Here is a 20,541-nt window from a genome sequence, read left to right as displayed (position 1 = left end):
GATTTCACCTAGCTGCCGCCGAACCAGTTGTAGCCCTGGTCCTCCCAGTAACCGCCTGGGTAGGTGTTGGTGACGAAAATTGCCCGTATGTGCTTGGGATTTTTGTAGCCAAGCTTGGTAGGCATGCGCAGCTTCATGGGGAAGCCGTATTCGGGTGGTAGCGGTTGGCCGTCGTAGGTCAGCGCCAGAATGGTTTGCGGGTGCAGCGCCGTGGGCATGTCGATGCTGGTGTAGTAGTCGTCCGAGCACTTGAAACCGACGTATTTCGCGGTCAGATCCGCACCTACGCGCTTCAGGAATGTGGAGAAGGGCACGCCGCCCCACTTGCCGATGGCGCTCCAGCCTTCGACGCAGATATGGCGCGTGACCTGGTCGATCTGCGCCATGGCGCGCAGTTCTTCAAGCCGCCATTGACGCTTGTCGGCAACCAGGCCGGTCACTTCCAGGCGGAAGGATTCCTCGTCGACATGGCGTACCTCGTCAATGCCGTAATAGGCGTTGAACGGAAACGGCCGGGTGATCATGGCGTCCGGGTAGGTCGGAGCAAGCTTGTTGGGGTCGAACAGCCAGCCCTGCACGCGGTCGTTGAACCGCGATACGGCGCCAAGCGCTTTTTCGACGTTTTCATCGTCGGACAAGGAGCAGCCCGACAGCATGGCCAGCCCGCCCAAGGTCAGGCTGTTGCGCAGGAATGCCCGGCGCGAGGGTTGTTCCACCCGGCGGACCAGCAGGTTTTTGGCTTCTTTCAAGATGGCCGGGCCATCCAGGCCGAGCAGCGACAGGCATCTTTTCTGGCTCACGTCGGGCTCCTTTATTTGCCGCGGATCATTGCAATCAGGCTGCGGGGCACCAGCGCCACCATCACCAGATGGACGGCTACAAAGGCCACCAGCAGCGCCATGGCGACGAAATGAATGCGGCGCGCGAATTCATAGCCGCCCAACAGCTCGCGCAGCAGGTCGAATTGCACGGATTTCCACAACACCAGCCCGGACAGCACCAGCACGACGATGTCGGCCATGACAAACAGGTAGGCCACCCGTTGAACCTGGTTGTAGTGGCGCAGATCAGCGTGCGACAGCTTGCCCCGCAGTGCGGCGCCCAAGTCAGAGGCCACGCCGCGCGGGCTGACGGGCAGGAATTTGCGCCAGAGGCGGCCGGTGGCGATGTTTAACGCCAGATACAACAGGCCATTGGCAAACAGCAGCCACATGCCGGCAAAATGCCATTGCAAGGCGCCGCCCAGCCAGCCGCCCAGCGTCAGGTTGTTGGGAAAGGCAAAGTCAAAGATCGGCGACGCGTTGTAGACGCGCCAGCCGCTGGTCACCATGATCAGCACGGCCAGAGCGTTGACCCAGTGCATGATGCGCAGCCAGCCGGGGTGGATCTTGCCGGAAGGCGGCAATGGGGCCGTGGGGTCGAGACTTACGGGAGGGGCCAGCATGGGATGTCTCCGGGGGCTTTTTGTCGTTGGAGCCATTCTTTCCCGGGGCCGATATCCAAGTCCTCACGCAAACTTAAAATAAATGTGATAACTCGCCGGAGCGGATTGGCGACAATGGCGGTATTGACCTGGCCCGAGCCCCCTATGGATACGCCCCGACGCGTGCTGATTGTTGAAGACGACGCCCACATTGCCGAATTGCTGCGCTTGCACTTGCGCGATGAAGGCTATGCGGTGGAACACGCTGCCGACGGGAACGACGGCATGCGGCGGCTGGAAGAGGGCAATTGGGATGCGCTGGTTCTGGATCTGATGCTGCCCGGTATCGATGGCCTGGAAATCTGCAAGCGGGCGCGCGCGATGACGCGTTACACGCCCATCATCATCACCAGCGCCCGATCCAGCGAGGTGCATCGCATCCTGGGGCTGGAATTGGGCGCAGACGACTACCTGGCCAAACCCTTTTCGATGCTGGAACTGGTGGCGCGGGTTCGGGCGCTGCTGCGCCGTACCGAGGCGTTGGAACGCAATGCCCGCATCGACGCCGGCAGCCTGACGCTACACGGCGTATCGATTGATCCCGTGGCCCGAACCGCGCAGGTTGATGACCGGCGGCTGGATCTGACCCCGCGTGAATTTGATCTGCTGCATTTCTTTGCGCGGCACCCGGACAAGGTTTTCTCGCGCATGGATCTGCTGAATCAGGTTTGGGGTTATCAGCACGAAGGTTACGAGCACACCGTCAATACGCACATCAACCGGCTGCGCACCAAGATCGAGACCGATCCGTCCAACCCGCAGCGCATTCTGACGGTGTGGGGCCGGGGCTATAAATTTGCGACGGCGCCTGAAACCGCAGGAGGCACGTCATGAAGCGCCTGACATTGGCACAGCGTCTGTCCGCCGTCTTCGCCTTGCTGTTGCTGGCTTGCTGCGGAGCGTCCGCTTGGTTGCAGGTGGCAGCCAACACGCGCTACGAGCAAGAGGTCGTGCAGCGGCTGTCCACCGGACTGGCGCAGCACATCGCGGGCACCAATGAATTGATGGACGCCAATGGGTGGAAGCCCGCCTCGGTGCGCTCGCTGTTTGACATGCTGATGGCGGTCAATCCGGCGGTGGAGGTTTATTTGCTGGCGAGCGACGGCCGCATTGTGGGCGACGCGGCGCCTGCCGGCCAGATCAAACTGGATCGCGTGAATCTGGAGCCGGTCCAACGGCTGCTGGCGGGCGGAATGCTGCCCATTGTTGGCGACGACCCGCGCAATGCGGGCGTGAAAAAAGTCTTCAGCGCTGCACCGGTCAAGGTCGCGGGGCAAGAACAAGGCTACGTTTACGTGGTGCTGCAAGGGCAGGCCCACGACGCGCTGGCTATGTCTGTGTCGGCCAGTTCGGTGTTGCGCACAACCCTGTGGTCGATCGCGCTGGTGGCGTTGCTGGGGCTGGTGGCAGGGTTGGTGGCGTTTGGCCTGACTACCCGGCCGCTTCGTGATCTGACGCGTGCGGTACGCGATTTTGAAGGTGATGACGGCAAAGGGCTGGCTGCGCTGGAGCGGCCGGGCGATGCATCGGACAAGAACGCCGATGAGATCGTCGTGCTGCGCCGCAGCTTCGTGCAGATGGGGCGGCGTATTTCCGAGCAATGGCGCGAACTGACGCGGCAGGATCAGCAGCGGCGTGATCTCGTGGCCAATATCTCGCACGATTTGCGTACGCCGCTGACCTCGTTGCATGGCTACCTGGAAACGCTACGCTTGAAAGACGAAACGCTGGACGCCGCCGAGCGCCGCCGCTATCTGGACATTGCGCTGGCGCAAAGCCGCAAGGTGGGCCGTTTGGCGCAGGAATTGTTTGAACTCGCTCGCTTGGAATCTGGGCTGGTGCGGTTGGAGCCAGAGACTTTTTCCTTGCCCGATCTGGTGCAGGATGTGATCCAGAAGTTTGAACTGGCCGCTGAAGCGCGGCGCCAGCAATTGACAACCGACATTCCCCGCGAACTGCCGCCCGTGCGCGCCGACGTGGGCTTGATCGAACGCGTGCTGACAAACCTGCTGGACAACGCCATCCGTCACAGCCCGCCGGGCGGGCACATCGAGTTGCGGCTGGGATATGCGCAGAATTCGGTGCAGGTTCAGGTTAGTGATTCCGGCGCAGGCATCCCTGATGAATTGCGCGCGGGGCTGTTTACCAGAGCGTCTGCGCTGAACAGCGGGCCGCGAGATAGCGGCGGTTTGGGGCTGGTGATTGTGCAGCGCATTCTGCAGCTGCATCACAGTGAAATCCGGCTGGTCGACCGCGCCGAACCCGGCGCGGTATTCCAGTTTGATCTGGCGGCTGCCCGTTAAATAAGTAACTTAGCGGACCGCTGCCACCTTGCGGCGGTGTCAGGCGGCAGGCGCAGCGGCCGGCATCTGTCCGTGCAGCAGATAGTCCATCAGCTCGCGCACCGAACGCATCGCGCCGCCAAAGGGCAGTTTGGACGCGCCACGGAAGAACAGGCCGCGGCTGACTTCACCACGCATGGCGGCGGCAAGCTTTAAGTCGATGCAGAATTGGCCGAAGCGCGCCATGCCGTCACGCAGGCCGCATTGCGTCAGGCAGTCCATGCGTTGGCTGCAACGGCGCGGGTCATTGCGCGTGCTGGCTTGCAGCGTTTTTTCCTGACGGAGATAGCGCGTGAGCCACGGTGTTGGGACGGCGCGTGCAGGCAGACCGGCGACGCTCGTGAATTCCGCGAGGTTGTCGGGGTCTGCATCCATCAGAACACGCTTGAAATTCTCGTGCGCGTCGCCTTCTTCGGTGACGGCAAAGGCGGTGCCGACTTGCACGCCGTCGGCGCCATGGGTCAGCCAATGGCGCACCTGTTCATGGCTGCCCACGCCGCCTGCGACAATCAGGCGGGGCGCGTCACGGCCGAGTTGCAGTTCATTGAACAGGGCGTGGCATTCGGCCAGCACACGTTTGAAATCGAAGCGCTCGTCGTGAATATCGTCCAGCTTGGCTGCGCCCAGGTGGCCGCCTGCGTGTCCCGGATGTTCGATCACAACGGCGTCGGCCATGCGGCCTTTCTTCATCCATTTTTTCAGCACCACGGCTACACCGCGCGCTTCGGACAAAATTGGCACCAGCGCTACCTTGGGAAAATCTGCCGTCATGTCGGGCAGATCCAGCGGCAAGCCTGCGCCCATCACGATGGCTTGCGCGCCGCTTTCGCACGCCTGGCGCACCAGGGCAGGGTGGTCGCGCACGGCTTTCATGACGTTGACAGCGATCAGGCCCCGGTTTTGCGCCGTTTCAAGCGCGGCTCGGACCTCGCGGTGCAGCGCCTCGCGGTTGGCGCTGTCGATCATGTCGCGGTCATTGCATTTGTCGGTCTTTTCGACCAGATCGGGGTGGTGATGGCGCAAATCGACGCTGGCGATGGTGCCCATCGCGTTCTGACTGGCAACCGCGCCAGCCAGGCGATGTGCAGATACGCCGACGCCCATGCCGCCCTGAACGATGGGTAGCAATTCGCGTCCGGCGAGGTTGAGTGATTTGAACCACGTCATGTTGAAGTCTTTCCTCTGGTCAAGTGGACAGAGGCTAGAGCAAGGGGGGTGGCGTTGCCTTGCGCAGGATCAAGCCAGACTGCAATGACGGGCAGAGCGGGGCGGGCGTAACCCGCCCCATCCGTCACGCTTTATGCAATCAGCGTGAACGCAGGGGCTGTGTGATGGGAAGTGATGGCTGTTACGGACGCCATCTGGTCAGGCTGCCGCACCGCGGCATTGAAAGCGCGCCTGGCCTAGCGGTAGGCGAACTCAGTGAAGCGTTGCGCCATTTGGGCCTGAGCCGGCGCGCTTAACGCGCGGGCGGCTGGGGTGCCTGGCGCGCTGCGCGCAGCTTGCACGGCAAATCGCTGTACTCCCCGCCGCGCCAGTTCGCTGGCCAATGCCAATAGCCTCGGTTCGTCCAGCCAATCGGGGTGCCAGGTGATTCGGCATTCAAAGTCGGTCCCGGCGGATAACAGCTGCGTCAGGCAGGCCAGGGCGGGGCGTTGGGAATCGCGGCGTCCCGTGATGTCGTCGTAGCCTTGCGCATCTGCTTTGATATCCAGTCCGACCCAATCCAGGTGGCGTAATACATCGGCCAGCCTTAGCGGATAAATGCCAGCCGTGTGCAGTCCCACGCGATACCCCATGCGGCGCACGTCACGAATCAAGGACGGCAGACGGGGCTCACTCAAGGGTTCGCCGCCTGAAAAAACCACGGCATCCAGCAGACCCTGGCGGGTTTCCAGAAAGGCGCGGGTCTCGCGCCAGTCATAACGGGCGGCGCGGGTTTGCAGTTCTGTGTTGTGGCAGTAATGGCAGCGCCACGGGCAGCCAGAGATAAAGACCACAGCGGCCAGTTGCCCCGGCCAGTCTACGGTCGAAAAAGGCACCAGTCCGCCAATCGCGGGCGAGTGCCGCGGCAGCGGCTGGGCCACGGGCTGCGGCGGCGCGGCATAGGCTGGCCTTACGGCCAGCCTGCGTGCAGCCGATTCAGCGTTGTTCGACGAAGAAGCGGCGTTCATTGAATTCGCCTTGTTTGCCGGTGTTAAAGGAAGAGACAGGGCGGTGATAGCCCATCACGCGGGTCCAGATTTCGCAGCGAACGCGCTGACTGTCGTCCAGCTGGATGGCAGGGGCGGCGGTGGCGGCGGGGGCGATCAAGGTTTGCATGGTGACTCCTTGGGGTATGTGCCGGGCAAGCCCGGCGGGGTATTGCGTGCTAGACAGGCGCGCAGCACGCGGATTGCTTGGCCATCAGTTCGGCGTCGCATTTGGGGCAGAACTCGTGGTGTCCGGCCAGATAGCCGTGATTCGGGCAGATCGAGAACGTGGGCGTGACCGTGATGTAGGGCAGCCGGAAATTGGACAGCGCGCGGCGTACCAGCTGTTTGCAGGCGTCGGCGGACGACACCGCCTCGTTCATGTACAGGTGCAGCACCGTGCCGCCCGTGTATTTGCTTTGCAGCGTTTCCTGTAATTGCAGCGCGTAGAACGGATCGTCGGTATGGCCGACAGGCAACTGGCTGGAGTTCGTGTAGTACGGTTGCGCTTCGGTGCCTGCTTGCAGAATGTCGGGGTAGCGTTTCTTGTCTTCGCGGGCAAAGCGGTAGGTCGTGCCTTCGGCGGGAGTGGCTTCCAGGTTGTAGAGGTGGCCAGTCTGTTCCTGGAACTCAGTCATGCGCTCGCGGACGCGGTCCAGCAAACGCACGGCGAGCGCGTGGCCAGCGCCGGTCGTGACATCGTCTTCGTCGTTCGTGAAGTTGCGGATCATCTCGTTGATGCCGTTCACGCCCAGCGTGCTGAAGTGATTGCGCAAGGTGCCCAGATAGCGGCGGGTATAGGGATAGAGGCCCTGGTCGATGTAGCGCTGCACAACCTTGCGCTTGGTCTCGAGCACGTCGCGGCCCAGGCCCAGCAGGTAGTCCAGACGTTCCATCAGTTGCGCCTCGTTGCCGCGGCAGGTATGGCCCAGCCGCGCGCAGTTGACGGTCACGACACCCACCGACCCGGTCTGCTCGGCAGAACCGAACAATCCGTTGCCGCGTTTCAGGAGCTCACGCAGGTCCAGTTGCAGGCGGCAGCACATGGAGCGGACCATGTGCGGTTCCAGATCCGAATTCAGGAAGTTCTGGAAGTAGGGCAGCCCGTAACGCGCCGTCATTTCGAACAAGCGGTCGGTGTTGGGATGGTCCCAGTCAAAGTCGGGCGTGATGTTGTAGGTGGGAATGGGGAATGTGAATACCCGCCCTTTGGCGTCGCCCGCCATCATGACTTCGATGTAGGCGCGGTTGATCATGTCCATTTCGACCTGCAAATCACCGTAGGCAAACGGCATTTCTTCGCCGCCCACATACGGAATCTGTTCTTTCAGATCTGCCGGGCAGGTCCAGTCGAAGGTCAGATTGGTGAATGGCGTTTGTGTGCCCCAGCGGCTGGGCACGTTCAGGTTGAAGATCAGTTCCTGAATGGACTGCTTTACCTCGGCGTAGGTCATCGCGTCGCGGCGGATGAAGGGCGCCATATAGGTGTCAAAGGAGCTGAATGCCTGCGCGCCTGCCCATTCGTTTTGCAGGGTGCCCAGGAAATTCACGATCTGACCAATTGCGGCGGACATGTGCTTGGGCGGGGTGGACTCCACTTTGCCGGGAATGCCGTTGAACCCTTCGGTCAGCAGTTGGCGCAAGGACCAGCCAGCGCAGTAGCCGCTAAGCATGTCCAGGTCATGAATATGGATGTCGCCTTCGCGGTGGGCGCGGCCGGCCTCGGGGGTGAAAACATTGGACAGCCAATAGTTGGCAGTGACCTTGCCCGCCACGTTCAGGATCAGACCGCCCAGGCTGTAGCCTTGGTTGGCGTTGGCATTGACGCGCCAGTCGCGCTGTTCAAGGTATTCCTCCATGGCGCTTTCCACGTCCACCAGAGTGTGGCGCATGGAACGCAGGCGGGCATGCTGTTCGCGGTAGACGATGTAAGCGCGCGCGGTGCGCCAGTGGCCCGCGCGGACAAGCGCGTCTTCGACACGATTCTGGATGGTTTCCACGCCAGGGCAGGGTTGGTCTGCCAACGCGGCGATGACACTGTCCGTCAGCGCTTGCGCGCCCGCCAGATCCAATTCCCCGGTGCTGTTGCCCGCGGCCGCCATGGCGTGCGCGATCTTGTCGCGATCAAAGGCCACGACGCGGCCATCGCGCTTGAGGATGTGTTGGATAGGCATTGTTGGCACCATATGTAGTAGGGTGTAAAGACTCTACCACTACATATGGTGCTGCTGACGCGCTGCGTCGACGCGATGTCAGCTTGGTTTGATGCGGGTCAAACGCCGAGGAACGGTGCGAAAAAACCGCAAAACCCCGGCCGGGTCAGAATCCGATGCCCACGCCAGCCAGGGAAATCGCTACCGCCAAGGCGGCGGTGCCGGCGGCTGGGCGGGGGGCCCAAGAGAGCATCCCGACCCACAGCAACGCGCCAGCGGACAGCCAGCCCAGCCACGCCACTACGCCCACGGTGTTGCCCCACAGGCCCACGCAAGGCAGCAGAGCCAACGCCAGCAGCAACGTCCCTGCGCCGCGCAGTACGCGGGTATGGCCGGTAGACGGATCTTGCCCCCACACCTGATCGTAGTGGCGCGGCATGGCCAGGCTCAGGCAAGCCATGCCGGAATAGGTCAGCAGCAATGCCATCACAATGGCGAATACGTCGTTCATGTTCATGCCGCTGCCTCTTGGTTCGCGCGGGGTTTGCGCTGGGCGGGCGCGGACTGAGGCTTCTTCCACATACGGATGGCCGCCCAGGCGGATAGTACGCCAAAGGCAATGGCGGTCAGTTCGACCCCTGCGCTTTCCCAGTCACCGCGTCCGATCTGCGCGTAGGGATGGTCTCCAAGCGTCACGAACGACACCACGGGAAGCAGCAGGCACAACGCAGCCAGCAGCCCCAGCTGCGTGATCCAGGCGGTGCGCGGGCGGCACAACCAGGCGTGCGCCAGCATCAACGCCCACAGGCCGAAGAAGCAGCGCAGTTCCCAAAGCGGGCGGTTTTCCAATGCCACCGGCAATAGGCGGTTGGCCCAGAAGAAGCCGATGCACGCCACGGCCAGCCCGGCCAGCGCGGCAACGTTCAGGCCTTCGAACAGACGGTACATGCGAGCCGTGGCCGCACCGAATTCGTTCCCCATTTTTACCCGCCGCTTCACCATGAACAGCACGGCGCCCGTGCCCATCATGGCCGCGCCGGCCAGGCCGCAAATAAAGTACAGCCACTTGAGGCCCAATCCGCCGAACTGCCCCATGTGCAGGTCAGACATCACCTGACGCACCAGCGACGGCGTGCCGCCGTTCACATCACCCGGAAGCCGCACGCGAAGCACTTCGCCAGTGGCGGCCGAGAACTCGGCCATGCCGGTGGTGGCGCTGATGCTGCGGAAGGTGTCGTTTTCTTCGTTCCAGCCGTATACGCCGATGCGCATGGAACCGTCTTCGGGGTTATTGATGACGATGGCGCGCGCGGTCTGGCCGATCAGCTTTTCCGCCTGCGCCACAAGGGGTTCAAGCTTGGGCACGGCCAGGGTGCCGCCCGTGCGTGCGGGCCTGTCTTCGCCCGACATCTCGGCCAGATACTGGCGGGCGGCGGCCATGCCGGTGCCGTAGTGCGCGGCAACCGGTGCGGGCATCAGTTCCGCGCTGGAGATCATGATGCCGGTGTAGGCAATCATGAACTGGAAGGGCAGGGTCAGCACCGCCACGGCGTTGTGCGCATCCAACCAGGACCGCTGGCCCTTTTTGGCGCGAAACGTGAAGAAGTCTTTGAAGATGCGCTTGTGCGTGACCACCCCGGAGATCAGCGCGACCAGCATTGCCATGGTGGCGAACGCCACGATCCACAAGCCGTAGCGGCTTTCATGCAGCATGTAGTGGAAGTTGACGAAGTGCGTGCCGCCCATCGTGGCGCGGCCTTCTTCATCGTGATGGTCATCCAGCTCTGCGCCGGTTGCCGGGTCCAGCTCGGCGTCGGCATACATCCCGTTCTTGTCGAACCAATACACGGACAGGCCGTTGTCGTGCCCGCGGTTGATGGGCCAGATTTCCCACATGCCCGCCCCGGAATGGTTGCGCGTCATGTAGTCCACGGCCAGATCAAAACGGCGGGCGCGGTCCACGGGCGCGCTTTCCTGCTGCGCGGCCTGGGCTTCGGCGGCGTGGTGCTCGGGCGTCATCCAATGCGTGATGGGCTCGGCAAAGATGGCCAAGGAGCCTGTGAGGAACACCGTGTACAGCAGCCAGGAAAACCACAGGCCGACCCAGGTGTGCAACCAGGCCATCGATAGGCGGAAACCGGATTTCAGAACGAGCCTCTTGTTGTTAATGCCGCCGCGAGCCGGACGGTTGAGTTTGTATTGAGAATGGTTCCAATTCTAAGCGAATTGGGGCCGGAGTTGCCATGGTAAGTATTGTTGTAGTTTCTGCGCTTTCCTGAAAGCGAAGCGGCATTTAGGCGGCGCGCACGTCTACAGCCGGGCGGAAATCACTGGGCATGGGGATTGCTGGATACGCGATTCGATCCCGCAAGGCTGTCCGCACCAGGGCGGTCCCGTCGTCGAGGTCACCGAACTAGGAGCACCCTGATGAAACGCAAATCCGGTAATGACGCACAAATCACAGAACTGCTGTACCAGGCACTGGAAACCGAGATCGGCGGTTTGTCCGTCTACGAGACTGCGGTGTCTTGTGCCGTCAATGAGGACCTGAAGAAGGAGTGGCGCGAGTATCTGGAAGAAACCCGCACGCACCAGCGCGTGCTGCTGACGGTGTTTGAACAACTGGGGCTGGACCCCGAGGCCAAGTCGCCGGGCCGCGATGTGGTGCGGCATCTGGGTGAGTCGCTGGTCAAGGCCATGAAGATGGCGGTCAGCGCAGGCGACGCGAATGCCGCGCAATTGGTGGCTACCGAGTGCGTGGTGCTGGCTGAGACGAAAGATCATGCCAACTGGTCGCTGATCGGCTTCATTGCCGAGCATCACACCGGCCGCGAGGCCAAGATCCTGAAGCAAGCCCATGAGGCGGTTGCGACCGACGAGGAGCATCACCTGTATCACACGCAAGGCTGGTCGCGGGAGCTCTGGATTGAGTCCCTGGGATTCCCCGCCGTGTTGCCGCCGCCCGAAGAGGTCAAGAAGGTGGAGTCCGCTATCGGCGCATCGCGAGCCGAGCAGGCGCGCGACAAGATGCTCAACAGCTAGGAGACCCGACATGGCAAGTAAGAAACCAGCAGGCAAACCGGGCCCCGGCGCCGCGCTAGATACCGCCTACATGAATACCGACAGCGGCCCGGCCTCCGGGCCTTCCGGCAAACCCAGCCATCCCGCGTTGAAGCGGGCTGCCGCTGTGGGTGCGACCGTGGGTGCCATTGCGCACAATGCGGGCAAGCCCGAAGAGTATGGCGACAAGGCCGCGCGCTGTCCTTACACGGGGGCTCATGTGCCCTTGGCCGATCCGTCAGTGGGCGCAAGTTCCTTGTCGGAAAGCGAGGTCTCAGATAAGACGGTGGATGCGGCCCAGCCCGGCGCCAATGAGGCCGACGGGCGGCTGTCGCGCGTGCGCTCTGACGCCACGGGGCAGATGCTGACAACGAATCAAGGTGTGCCCGTCAGCGATAACCAGCATTCACTCAAAGCGGGCCTGCGCGGGCCCGCCTTGCTGAAGGACTTTATTCTGCGCGAGAAGATCACGCATTTTGATCATGAGCGCATCCCCGAACGCATCGTGCATGCCAGGGGCTCTGCTGCCCACGGCTATTTCGAATGCTACAAACCGCTGACCGACCTGACGGCAGCGTCCTTGTTTGCGGAAAAAGGCAAACGCACGCCGGTATTCGTGCGGTTTTCAACGGTGGCGGGCGAACGCGGATCGAAGGACACCGCGCGCGATGTGCGCGGTTTTGCCGTGAAGTTCTACACGGACGAAGGCAACTGGGATTTGGTGGGCAACAACATTCCCGTTTTCTTCATCCAGGATGCGATGAAGTTTCCGGACCTGGTGCACGCGGTCAAAGCAGAGCCGCACCATGGCATGCCGCAAGCGGCGTCCGCGCACGATACCTTCTGGGACTTTGTGTCGCTGATGCCGGAATCCACGCACATGCTGATGTGGGTCATGTCGGATCGCGGCATTCCTCGCAGCTACCGGATGATGCAGGGCTTTGGCGTGCATACGTTCCGCTTCGTGAACGCCCAGGGTGAATCCCGGCTGGTGAAATTTCATTGGAACCCCGTACTGGGCACCCATTCGCAGGTTTGGGACGAAGCCGTCAAGGTGTCGGGCGCTGATCCCGACTTTCACCGGCGGGATTTGTGGGAAGCCATTGACGGCGGCAACGGGCCGCAATGGGAGCTGGGCGTGCAGGTGTTCACGGAAGAAGATGCGGAACGCTTTAGTTTCGATGTGCTGGACGCCACGAAGCTCGTGCCCGAAGAGCTGGTGCCCGTTGTGCCGATCGGCCGCATGGTGCTGGATCGCAATCCCGACAATTTCTTTGCCGAGACTGAGCAGGTCGCCTTCTGTACCGCGCACATTGTTCCCGGGCTGGATTTCACCAATGATCCCTTGTTGGCCGGCCGTATCCATTCTTATGTGGATACCCAGATTTCACGCCTGGGCGGCCCGAATTTTCACGAGATCCCGATCAACGCGCCGCTCGCGCCGGTGCACAACAATCAGCGCGATGGCATGCACCGGCAAGCAATCCATCGCGGACGCGTGGCCTACGAGCCGAACTCGTTGGCGGGCGGCTGTCCATTTCAGGCCGGCATGGCAGGTTTTGTGTCGTTTCCCGAACCGGATACGGGCGACGAGCTGCGCGGGCATCCCGAGAAGTTCGCAGAGCACTACAACCAGGCCACGCTTTTCTTCAACAGCCAGACGGATTGGGAACAAGCGCACATCATCAATGCGTTTGCCTTTGAACTGAGCAAACTGACGGTACCGGCGATCCGCGTGCGCATGGTTGCGTCGCTGCGCAATGTGTCGGATGAACTGGCCCAGGCTGTGGCGGATAAATTGGGTATGGCTTTGCCCGAGCCGTTGCCGCGCGCCATCGCCCAACCGCCCAAGGCTGAGGTGGACGTGTCGCCTGCGCTGTCCTTGACAGCACGGCCGGGCGACGGCGGCGTCGCTACACGCAAGGTCGCGATCCTGGTGGCCGAGGGTGTCGATGGCGGCGCGGTATCGGCCGTGGCGGACGCCTTGATCAAGGCGGGTGTGGTTGTGCGGCTGGTGGGTCAGCGGATCGGGCCGTTGCATGCAGAGGGCGGCGCAGCGCTGGACGCGGATGCGTCGTTGGACAACCATCCATCGGGCGTATTTGATGGCGCGGTGGTGCCGGGCGGCGAAGCCGCGGTGACACGCTTGCAAGCGGACGGCCGCGCGCTGGAGTTCCTGCGCGATGCGTTCCGTCATGGCAAAACGCTGTTGGCGTTGGGGCGTGGCGCGCAGCTGTTCGGGTCCGCGGGCATTGCGCCCAATGATGCTGATGGTGGTTTGCTGATGGGGGGCGGCGCGCCAGCGAAAAGCGCGGCGGCTTTCATAGAAGCGCTGGCCAAGCACCGCCATCCTGAGCGGGAAACGCAGCCGCCTGCCGTGTAGACGTTGACGGGATACCGTCTTGAAGCGGCCGGGTCCATGGCCCGGCCGTTTCATTCAGTCCAAAGTGATATTCGCTCGCTTCGCAACCGCCGTGAAGGTGCTGAGTTCCTTCGCGATCTTGTCCTGGAAGGGCTGTGCGGGCATGTAGACGGGGTCCAGCGCCAAGTCCGCGACGGACTTGCGTACCTGCGGATCTTCCATGATTTCAGCTACCGCACGGTTCAGCGTTTGCAGCACCGGGGCCGGCGTGCGGGCGGGGGCGACCAAGCCGTACCAGCCTACAAAAGACACTTCCGGCAGGCCCGCTTCGGCAAAGGTGGGCACATCGGGCAATTGCGGCATGCGGCGTTCGCCCGTCACGGCCAGCGCGCGCACCTTGCCTGCGCGTACCTGCGGCGCCGCGGACGATACCGTGTCCACGCCCAACGCGACTTCGCCGCCGATCATGGCAGTGATCAGTTGGGCGCTGCCTTTATACGGCACAGGCAACATCTTCGCGCCCACGGCTTCGGCGAACATTTCGCCCGCCAGATGCGGCGCCGAGCCGGGGCCGAACGTGCCGTACATCAACCCGCCCTTATTGCTTTGCTGCTTGGCCAGCGCACCTGCCTCCTGCACGGTGGTGGCCGCCAGACCGTTCTGTGCCAACAGCACGACAGGCGCCATGGCGACGATAGCGATATGTTCAAAGCTGCGCACGGGGTCGTAGGGCAGCGAGGCCTTCAAGGCCGGCAACACGGTGTAGGTCGTGCTGCCCGACAGCATCAGCGTGTAGCCGTCGGGCTGTGCGCGGGCCACAACGTCCGCGCCGATCACGGTCGATGCGCCCGGCCGGTTTTCCACAATCACCGACTGTCCCAATTTGGTGGAAAGCCGATTGGCCAGCAAGCGGGCCACGGCGTCAGTGGCGCCGCCCGGCGTGAAGGGCACAACGATCTTGATCGCCTGCTCGGGATAGGCGGCGTGGGCCTCGCCTGCGTACGCGGCGACAGCAAGGTTGAAGGCCATCACGGCGGCACAAAATCTAGCGGACATTGCGGGGCTCTCGATCAGTCAGTTGGGACAAAAAAGCAAGAAAATCAGGCTTGGTGCGTAGATACAGAGGCCATCTGGCGCAGTGATTCGCCTTGTTCGCCCAAATCCCAGAACAGGCCGGCCATGATAGCCAGCCCTTCACGCGCAACGCTGCCAAGCATATGTTCGTTCGGCGCGTGTTGCGCACATGCGGGATAGGAGTGGGGTACCCACAACGTCGGCAGGCCCAACTGGTCGGCAAAGATGTCGTTGGGCAATGAGCCGCCCAAGTTGGGCAGCAGCGCCGGCCGCTTGCCAGTGGTGCGTTCCAGCGATGCGGCTGCCCAGCGCACCCAAGCGTTGTCGGGCGACAGGCGCGTGGCGCCTGCCTGCATGCCTACGCGAATTTGCACGTCTTCAAAGCCGCCCTGGCGTAGATGTTCGCGCACATGGGTTTCCAGGGCCCGCCAATCGGTGCCGACGACAAAGCGCAATTGGCACCAGGCAACGGCTTCTGCGGGAATCGCGTTGACGGGTTTGGCTGGATCGCCCGAGCCAAAAGTCAGCACGTCCAGGCTGTTCCATCCGAAAACCTGTTCGGCAGCGGAGAGGCCGGGCTCGCCCCATCCCGTGTTGATCTCGGGGTCGTCCGGGCCGCCGCCTACTTCCAGGTCAGCCAGCGCTGCCACGACCGGGGCAGGGATGGGCGGTGGGCGCAGGCCGGGGACGGTGATTCTGCCTTTGGCATCCACCAGCGTGCCAATGGCGTGCATCAGTACGATCGCGGGGTTGGACAGCAGACCGCCCCAATTGCCCGAGTGATAGCCGCGTTCACGCGGGCGCAGTTTCAGTTCAAAGTTCACCGCGCCACGCGAGCCCATGAAAAGCGTCGGGCGTTCGGCGCTGAGACGGGGGCCGTCGCTGGCAATGAAAACGTCGGCGGCCAAGCTTTCGCGTTGGGCTTCGCAAAAGGCGGCCAGACCGGGCGAGCCAGCCTCTTCGCCAGTTTCGATCAGCCACGTTGTGTTGAAGCCGAGCTTGCCGCCACGCGTGCTGATCACTTGCCGCAAGGCTTCCAGATTGATCGAGTGCTGACCCTTGTTGTCGGCGGTGCCGCGGCCATACCAGCGGTCGCCCTCGACCTGAAGGCGCCATGGGTCGCGGCCGGTTTCCCATTTGGCGGCGTTGCCGCGCACGACATCGCCGTGGCCGTACATCAGCACCGTCGGCAGGTTTGCCTGTTCAACACGGCGTGCCACCAGAATAGGCAGGTCCACACCCGCGGGGTTGGCGTGCACGACACAGGAAAACCCCAGTTCTTCAAGCAGCGGGATCAGATCCTCATTCAGATAAGCGTGTTGCGCGGGGGCTTGGTCCGGCACCTCGCTTTCCGTGGCGTAGGCGACGCGGCGCGCAAGCGCCGCTTGAAGTGCGCCACTGTCATAGGCTTCTAGGGCGTGGAGGATGGCTTGTTCGCGAATCACAACGGCTCTCTGCTGCTCAGGGGAGGCGTCAAAGTTATTACGCTTTGACTACATGCCACAATTAGATAATTAGCATCTTTGCCATGCCTATAAGGCATGGGTTATGGAGCCAACCATGATTTCGCTGGGATTGAGATATTTTCTGGAGGTGGCGCGCTGCGGCTCTATCGCGGGCGCGGCGTCTGCGCAGCACGTGGCCGCATCCGCAGTCAGCCGCCAAATCTCCAAGCTGGAAGACGGCTTGGGCATCGTCTTGTTTGAACGGCAAGCGCGTGGCATGGAACTGAGCGAGGCTGGGCGCCAGCTTGCTGCCTATGCCAATGCGGCCGCGCTGGAGGCCGAGCGCGTAACGACCGAAATCCGCCAGCGCAGCCATCTGGGCGACGTGACCATACGCCTGGCTTGCACAGAAGGCTTTGCGCATCGATTTCTGCCGATGTGCATGGCCGAATTCAAGCGGGCGCATCCGCAAGCGCGTTTCCATCTGCACGTGGAGCGTCCTGAAGAGGTCAGCCGCCAGGTGCTGGAAGGTTTGTCGCAAATTGCGTTGCGGTACACCACGGCGCAGGATGACCGGTTGAAGACCGAACTGCTGACCCGCGCCCCGGTCTATGCCGTCATGTGCCGTCACCACGCGCTGGCGGGCAGGCGCAGCGTGTCGATGCGTGATCTGGCGCAGGTGCCGCTATCGGTCGGCGACCTGGGCACGACGGTGCGACAGTTGTTTGATGCCGCCTGCGCGAATGCGGGGCTGCATATTGAACCTGCTTATGTGTCGAACCATTCCGCGGCGTTTTTACCGATGTTGCCGGGCAGCGATATTGTGGCGCTGTCGGGGTATCTGACACTGCTGGGGCAATTGGGCAGTGATGGCTTGGTGGCAGTGCCATTTTCCAACCCAGAGATGCGGCAGCGTAGCATTCAGGTGTTGACGTTGCAGGGCAGAACGCTGCCTACCTTGGCGCGAGAGTTTCTGGAGTTTGTGGCTGAGAGGTTGACGGCAACGCCCCGGTCGCCGGAGTAGAGGGTGCCGTAGCGTGACCGGGAATGATCAGCCGGCTGGCGGCGTCGCGGACTCGTCCTCGCAGGCTTCGATCGGCATGTCGATACGGCAGACGATGCCATCTTGTTTAAACGTCAGGGTGGCCTTTGCCCCCAGGTTGAACGCCAAGGATTGCTCGATCAAGTCTCGCCCGTAGCCCCGGCGCGTCGCATCGGGCGCCACAGGCACGCCGGATTCCGTCCAATCCAGGATCAGGTGTTCACGCTCATTCGCTTGGAGTTCGGTATGCCACGACACGTTGAGCCGGCCCGACTCATAGCGCAGCGCGCCATACTTGACCGCGTTGGTGGCCAGTTCGTGCACAGCCAGCGCCAAGGTTTGAATACGTTCCGGGCTGATATGCACTTCGGGCCCCCGGGCTGCTATCTGCCGCTCGCTGCCCACGGCGTCCAGTTCACGGCGTACGACTCCGCCGAACTCGATCTTGTCCCCGTTGGTCTCGGTTAATAAGCCTTGCACTCGGCCCAAGGCCGCCAGGCGCGTGTCCAGGCGTTCAAACGGCTCACCTTCGCCCAGCGTCCGGCGGGCCACGCTCTGCACCAACGCCAACAGATTGCGCGTGCGGTGTTGCAATTCGGTGATCAGCGTGCGGTGGCGTCGTTCGGCACGCGTGATAAGCGTGACGTCGATGAAGGTCACGACCACGCCATCGACCTGGCTGTCGCTGCTGCGGTAGGGCACCAGACGCAGCAAATAGTGTTTGCCGTCCAGCGTGCCTGCGATGCGGCGTTCGATCGGCTGGTAGTGCGTGTAGACCTGGGCAATGTCGGATGCAAAGGACGGCAGGTCGAAGCGGCTGGCAAGGTCGGTGATGGGGCGGCCACAGTCGCTGGGCAGGATATTAAATACGTCGCCCACCGCAGGCGTGAAGCTGCGGATGATCAGATTGCGATCCAGGAACAGGGTGGCGATGGCCGTGCTTTCAAACAGGTTGTTCAGGTCGCTGTTGCTGCGGTCCAGTTCGTCTACTTTGCCGTGGAGTTCAGCGTTGACGGTATGCAGCTCTTCGTTCAGCGAGACCAGTTCTTCCTTGGAGGCTTCCAGCTCTTCGTTGGTGGACTGAAACTCTTCATTGACCGACACCAGTTCTTCGTTCGAGGATTTCAATTCCTCAAGCGCAGTCTCGTATTCTTCGATCATGGACTGAAGGCGTTCGCGCGTATCGCGCAGCTCTAGTTCGATCTGCTGCGCCGCGCCTTGCTGGGCGACGTTCACGCGCGCGTAGGCTTCCTCGCGGCTTAACATTGGGCCTTGATCGGTAAACAGGATCAAGAACAGGGGTTCGCCTTCCTTGTGCTCGGCCAGCGGTTCCACCGTTAGCGACACCATCTGCACGCGGCCTTCTTCGCTGTCCATCGCGACGTTTTCACGAGTCGCGGTGTGGCCGGTTTCGGCGGCATCGTGCAGCAAGGTGCGCAAGTCCAGCCGCAGGCCTTTGCGCGCCAGTGTCAGTACCTGGCGAGTCGGCACGCCGGCCGCGGCCTCCAGGTACTTGCCCGTGCGGCTTGAGTAATACACGATGTCGCCGTCGCGGTTGACCAGCACATGCGGCGGCGCATGCTGCGTCAGCACCTGGCTATCAACGGATTGACGTAATGCCGTGACGCCAGTCTGCGTGCGGCGGTGACCGGAATGAGGCAGATCCGATTTGTGCATGGAAGGCAGGGTAAGCGAAGGGCGTGGCTGGGCGCCGATGTCCGTGCGGCGCAGGAAGATGCGGTGCTTTTTGTCGACCGGGCTGAACAAGTCGCCGAATTGGCTGACGTTTTCCGACATGCCCAGGAACAGGTAGCCGCCGGCGCGCAGCGAATAATGAAACGTGGGAATGACCTGCTTCTGGATACCGCCGCCGAAATAGATCAGCAGATTGCGGCAGGACACCAGGTCGATCCGGGAAAATGGAGGGTCGCGCAGCACGCTGTGCGGTGAAAAAATGCACAGGTCGCGCACCTGCTTGCTGACAACATAGCTGTCGCCATCAGCCACGAAATACCGGTCTCGCCGTTCGGGCGATACCCCGTCCAGCAATGCAGCCGGATAGCGGGCGGCGCGGGCAACGGCCAGTGCGCGGTCATCGATGTCCGTGGCAAATATCTGTACCCGGGGCACGACGGCGAGCGTGCTCATACATTCGCGCAAAAGAATGGCCAGCGAATAGACCTCTTCGCCGGTTGCGCAGCCAGGCACCCAGATACGCACGGTCTCGGTGGCGCCGCGGTCTTTCAACAGTTGCGGAATCACCAGATCTTTCAGTGAGTCAAACGCGTCCGCGTCGCGGAAGAAGTTGGTGACGCTGATCAGCAAATCGCGGAACAGCGCGCCGGCTTCTTGAGGCTGTTGCTTCAGGAAGTCGATGTACTCTTGAATGGTGGTCAGCTGGTTGACTTGCAAGCGCCGTTGGACGCGGCGCATGAAGGTCTTGCTTTTATAGCCGCTGAAATCGTGGCCGATGCGGCTGCGCAGTACGTCGTAGATCTCGCGTTTGGCGGCTTCCAGTTGGGCGCGTTCGGCGCCCAGCGCCACCGCATCGTCAAAATCATCCAGGTGTTGCAGTCCGTTGGCGTAGTCGGCCAGCTTGATGCCCATTTGATCGGCGGGCACGATGAAGTCGACCATGCCTGTGGCAATCGCACTGCCGGGCATTTCCGGGCTGCTTGGCCCGAAGCCGTCCGCGGATTGAGCCAGCGTCAGCCCGCCTTGCTCTTTGATTATTTTGACGCCCAGTGTGCCGTCCGAATCGCCGCCCGAGAGAATTACGCCTGCGGCGAATTCTCCGCAGTCCAGCGCCAGTGCAGACAAAAATGTATCGATCGGGCGTTGCCCGCGTTGCTCTGGCGTCCGTTTACGCAGGCGCAGCCGTCGGTCTTGGATCGACATGATTGCGTCAGCTGGCAGCACGTAAACGTTATTGACTTCCACCTGCATAGCTTCGGTGGCCGTCTGCACTTTGAGAGGGGTGTAGTGCTGGATGACCTCTGGCAGATGGCTCTCGCGAACGGGGCTCAGATGGGTTACCACCACAAATGCCAAGCCTGGGTCCGCGGGCAGACCGCGAAAAAAACCTTCAAGCGCTTCGACGCCACCCGCAGAGGCGCCGATACCCACGATGGGAAATTCCGTTTGGAGAATCATGATCTCTTCGGCCAGAGTGGCCATGCAAACAGCGTATGAAACATCATGGAATAAAAAGCAAAGGAATAAACGGCCGTCCGAGGACAACTAAGACTTAGTATTGTCGACGCCGGCGTATGAATATTCCTTTTAATCGCGTTGTTATCAGAATATACGCAGGGACATTACCATGGACACTTGAGGATTGAAACGATTACACGCGCAGGCATTCATGCCCGGTTTGCGCCGGACAGTT

Annotated in this window: 16 protein-coding genes; 5 read left to right on the top strand and 11 right to left on the bottom strand. The window is 62.1% G+C overall.

Going from position 1 to position 20,541, the window contains the following annotated elements; translation table 11 throughout:
* Nucleotides 1-8: 8 nt before the first annotated feature.
* The gene (locus RAS12_RS08855) at nucleotides 9-800 is read right to left on the bottom strand and encodes a molybdopterin-binding protein (protein ID WP_306947341.1); all 792 of its coding nucleotides are present in this window, start codon (nucleotides 798-800) and stop codon (nucleotides 9-11) included.
* An 11-nt stretch (nucleotides 801-811) separates the two neighbouring features.
* Nucleotides 812-1,444, bottom strand: coding sequence for a cytochrome b/b6 domain-containing protein (locus RAS12_RS08850; protein ID WP_306947340.1), 633 nt, complete (start codon nucleotides 1,442-1,444; stop codon nucleotides 812-814).
* Nucleotides 1,445-1,588: 144 nt separating this feature from the next.
* Between RAS12_RS08850 and RAS12_RS08845 the strand changes: the two genes are divergently transcribed.
* Together RAS12_RS08845 and RAS12_RS08840 are read left to right on the top strand one after the other, a co-directional pair.
* Nucleotides 1,589-2,317 (top strand): response regulator transcription factor, encoded by a 729-nt coding sequence (locus RAS12_RS08845; protein ID WP_306947338.1) that lies wholly within the window; start codon nucleotides 1,589-1,591, stop codon nucleotides 2,315-2,317.
* The gene (locus tag RAS12_RS08840) at nucleotides 2,314-3,786 is read left to right on the top strand and encodes a sensor histidine kinase (protein WP_306947335.1); all 1,473 of its coding nucleotides are present in this window, start codon (nucleotides 2,314-2,316) and stop codon (nucleotides 3,784-3,786) included. Before RAS12_RS08845 ends, RAS12_RS08840 begins: the two co-directional genes overlap by 4 nt.
* A 39-nt stretch (nucleotides 3,787-3,825) precedes the next feature.
* Here RAS12_RS08840 and RAS12_RS08835 read toward each other — a convergent pair whose 3' ends face one another.
* From RAS12_RS08835 to RAS12_RS08810, 6 genes are all read right to left on the bottom strand, one after another.
* Nucleotides 3,826-4,992 carry an NAD(P)H-dependent flavin oxidoreductase gene (locus RAS12_RS08835; protein WP_306947334.1) on the bottom strand — a complete coding sequence of 389 codons (1,167 nt, stop codon included), beginning with the start codon at nucleotides 4,990-4,992 and terminating at the stop codon, nucleotides 3,826-3,828.
* A 236-nt stretch (nucleotides 4,993-5,228) separates the two neighbouring features.
* Nucleotides 5,229-5,999: an anaerobic ribonucleoside-triphosphate reductase activating protein gene (locus RAS12_RS08830; RefSeq protein ID WP_306947332.1), complete on the bottom strand. Its 771-nt coding sequence runs from the start codon at nucleotides 5,997-5,999 to the stop codon at nucleotides 5,229-5,231.
* Nucleotides 5,968-6,147 carry an anaerobic ribonucleoside-triphosphate reductase gene (nrdD, locus tag RAS12_RS08825; RefSeq protein ID WP_306947329.1) on the bottom strand — a complete coding sequence of 60 codons (180 nt, stop codon included), beginning with the start codon at nucleotides 6,145-6,147 and terminating at the stop codon, nucleotides 5,968-5,970. Before nrdD ends, RAS12_RS08830 begins: the two co-directional genes overlap by 32 nt.
* 49 nt (nucleotides 6,148-6,196) lie before the next feature.
* Nucleotides 6,197-8,191, bottom strand: coding sequence for a ribonucleoside triphosphate reductase (locus RAS12_RS08820; RefSeq protein ID WP_306947326.1), 1,995 nt, complete (start codon nucleotides 8,189-8,191; stop codon nucleotides 6,197-6,199).
* Between the two features lie 145 nt (nucleotides 8,192-8,336).
* A complete protein-coding gene (locus tag RAS12_RS08815; protein ID WP_306947324.1) occupies nucleotides 8,337-8,687 on the bottom strand; it encodes a DUF3325 domain-containing protein in 351 nt (116 codons plus the stop codon).
* Nucleotides 8,684-10,294: a PepSY-associated TM helix domain-containing protein gene (locus RAS12_RS08810; RefSeq protein ID WP_306947322.1), complete on the bottom strand. Its 1,611-nt coding sequence runs from the start codon at nucleotides 10,292-10,294 to the stop codon at nucleotides 8,684-8,686. The genes RAS12_RS08815 and RAS12_RS08810 overlap by 4 nt, the downstream gene beginning before the upstream one ends.
* A gap of 303 nt (nucleotides 10,295-10,597) precedes the next feature.
* On the opposite strand from RAS12_RS08810, the gene RAS12_RS08805 reads away from it, so the two are divergent.
* Together RAS12_RS08805 and RAS12_RS08800 are read left to right on the top strand one after the other, a co-directional pair.
* Entirely contained in the window at nucleotides 10,598-11,212 is a 615-nt protein-coding gene (locus tag RAS12_RS08805) for a hypothetical protein (protein WP_306947320.1), read from the top strand.
* 10 nt (nucleotides 11,213-11,222) lie between these two features.
* Nucleotides 11,223-13,613: a catalase gene (locus RAS12_RS08800; protein WP_306947317.1), complete on the top strand. Its 2,391-nt coding sequence runs from the start codon at nucleotides 11,223-11,225 to the stop codon at nucleotides 13,611-13,613.
* Nucleotides 13,614-13,667: 54 nt separating this feature from the next.
* Here the strand turns inward: RAS12_RS08800 and RAS12_RS08795 are convergent, their stop codons facing one another.
* Nucleotides 13,668-14,648, bottom strand: a complete 981-nt coding sequence (locus RAS12_RS08795) for a Bug family tripartite tricarboxylate transporter substrate binding protein (RefSeq protein WP_306947315.1) — start codon at nucleotides 14,646-14,648, stop codon at nucleotides 13,668-13,670.
* A 44-nt stretch (nucleotides 14,649-14,692) separates the two neighbouring features.
* Entirely contained in the window at nucleotides 14,693-16,111 is a 1,419-nt protein-coding gene (locus RAS12_RS08790) for a M20 family metallopeptidase (protein WP_306947313.1), read from the bottom strand.
* 115 nt (nucleotides 16,112-16,226) lie between these two features.
* Between RAS12_RS08790 and RAS12_RS08785 the strand changes: the two genes are divergently transcribed.
* Nucleotides 16,227-17,135, top strand: a complete 909-nt coding sequence (locus RAS12_RS08785) for a LysR family transcriptional regulator (RefSeq protein ID WP_306947311.1) — start codon at nucleotides 16,227-16,229, stop codon at nucleotides 17,133-17,135.
* 27 nt (nucleotides 17,136-17,162) lie between these two features.
* Here RAS12_RS08785 and RAS12_RS08780 read toward each other — a convergent pair whose 3' ends face one another.
* A complete protein-coding gene (locus RAS12_RS08780; RefSeq protein ID WP_306947309.1) occupies nucleotides 17,163-20,306 on the bottom strand; it encodes a CheR family methyltransferase in 3,144 nt (1,047 codons plus the stop codon).
* Nucleotides 20,307-20,541: the final 235 nt, after the last annotated feature.

Source organism: Achromobacter seleniivolatilans (genome assembly GCF_030864005.1).
In the GTDB taxonomy this organism is placed as follows: domain Bacteria; phylum Pseudomonadota; class Gammaproteobacteria; order Burkholderiales; family Burkholderiaceae_B; genus Achromobacter; species Achromobacter seleniivolatilans.
This window is presented reverse-complemented; position numbering and strand designations above follow the sequence as displayed.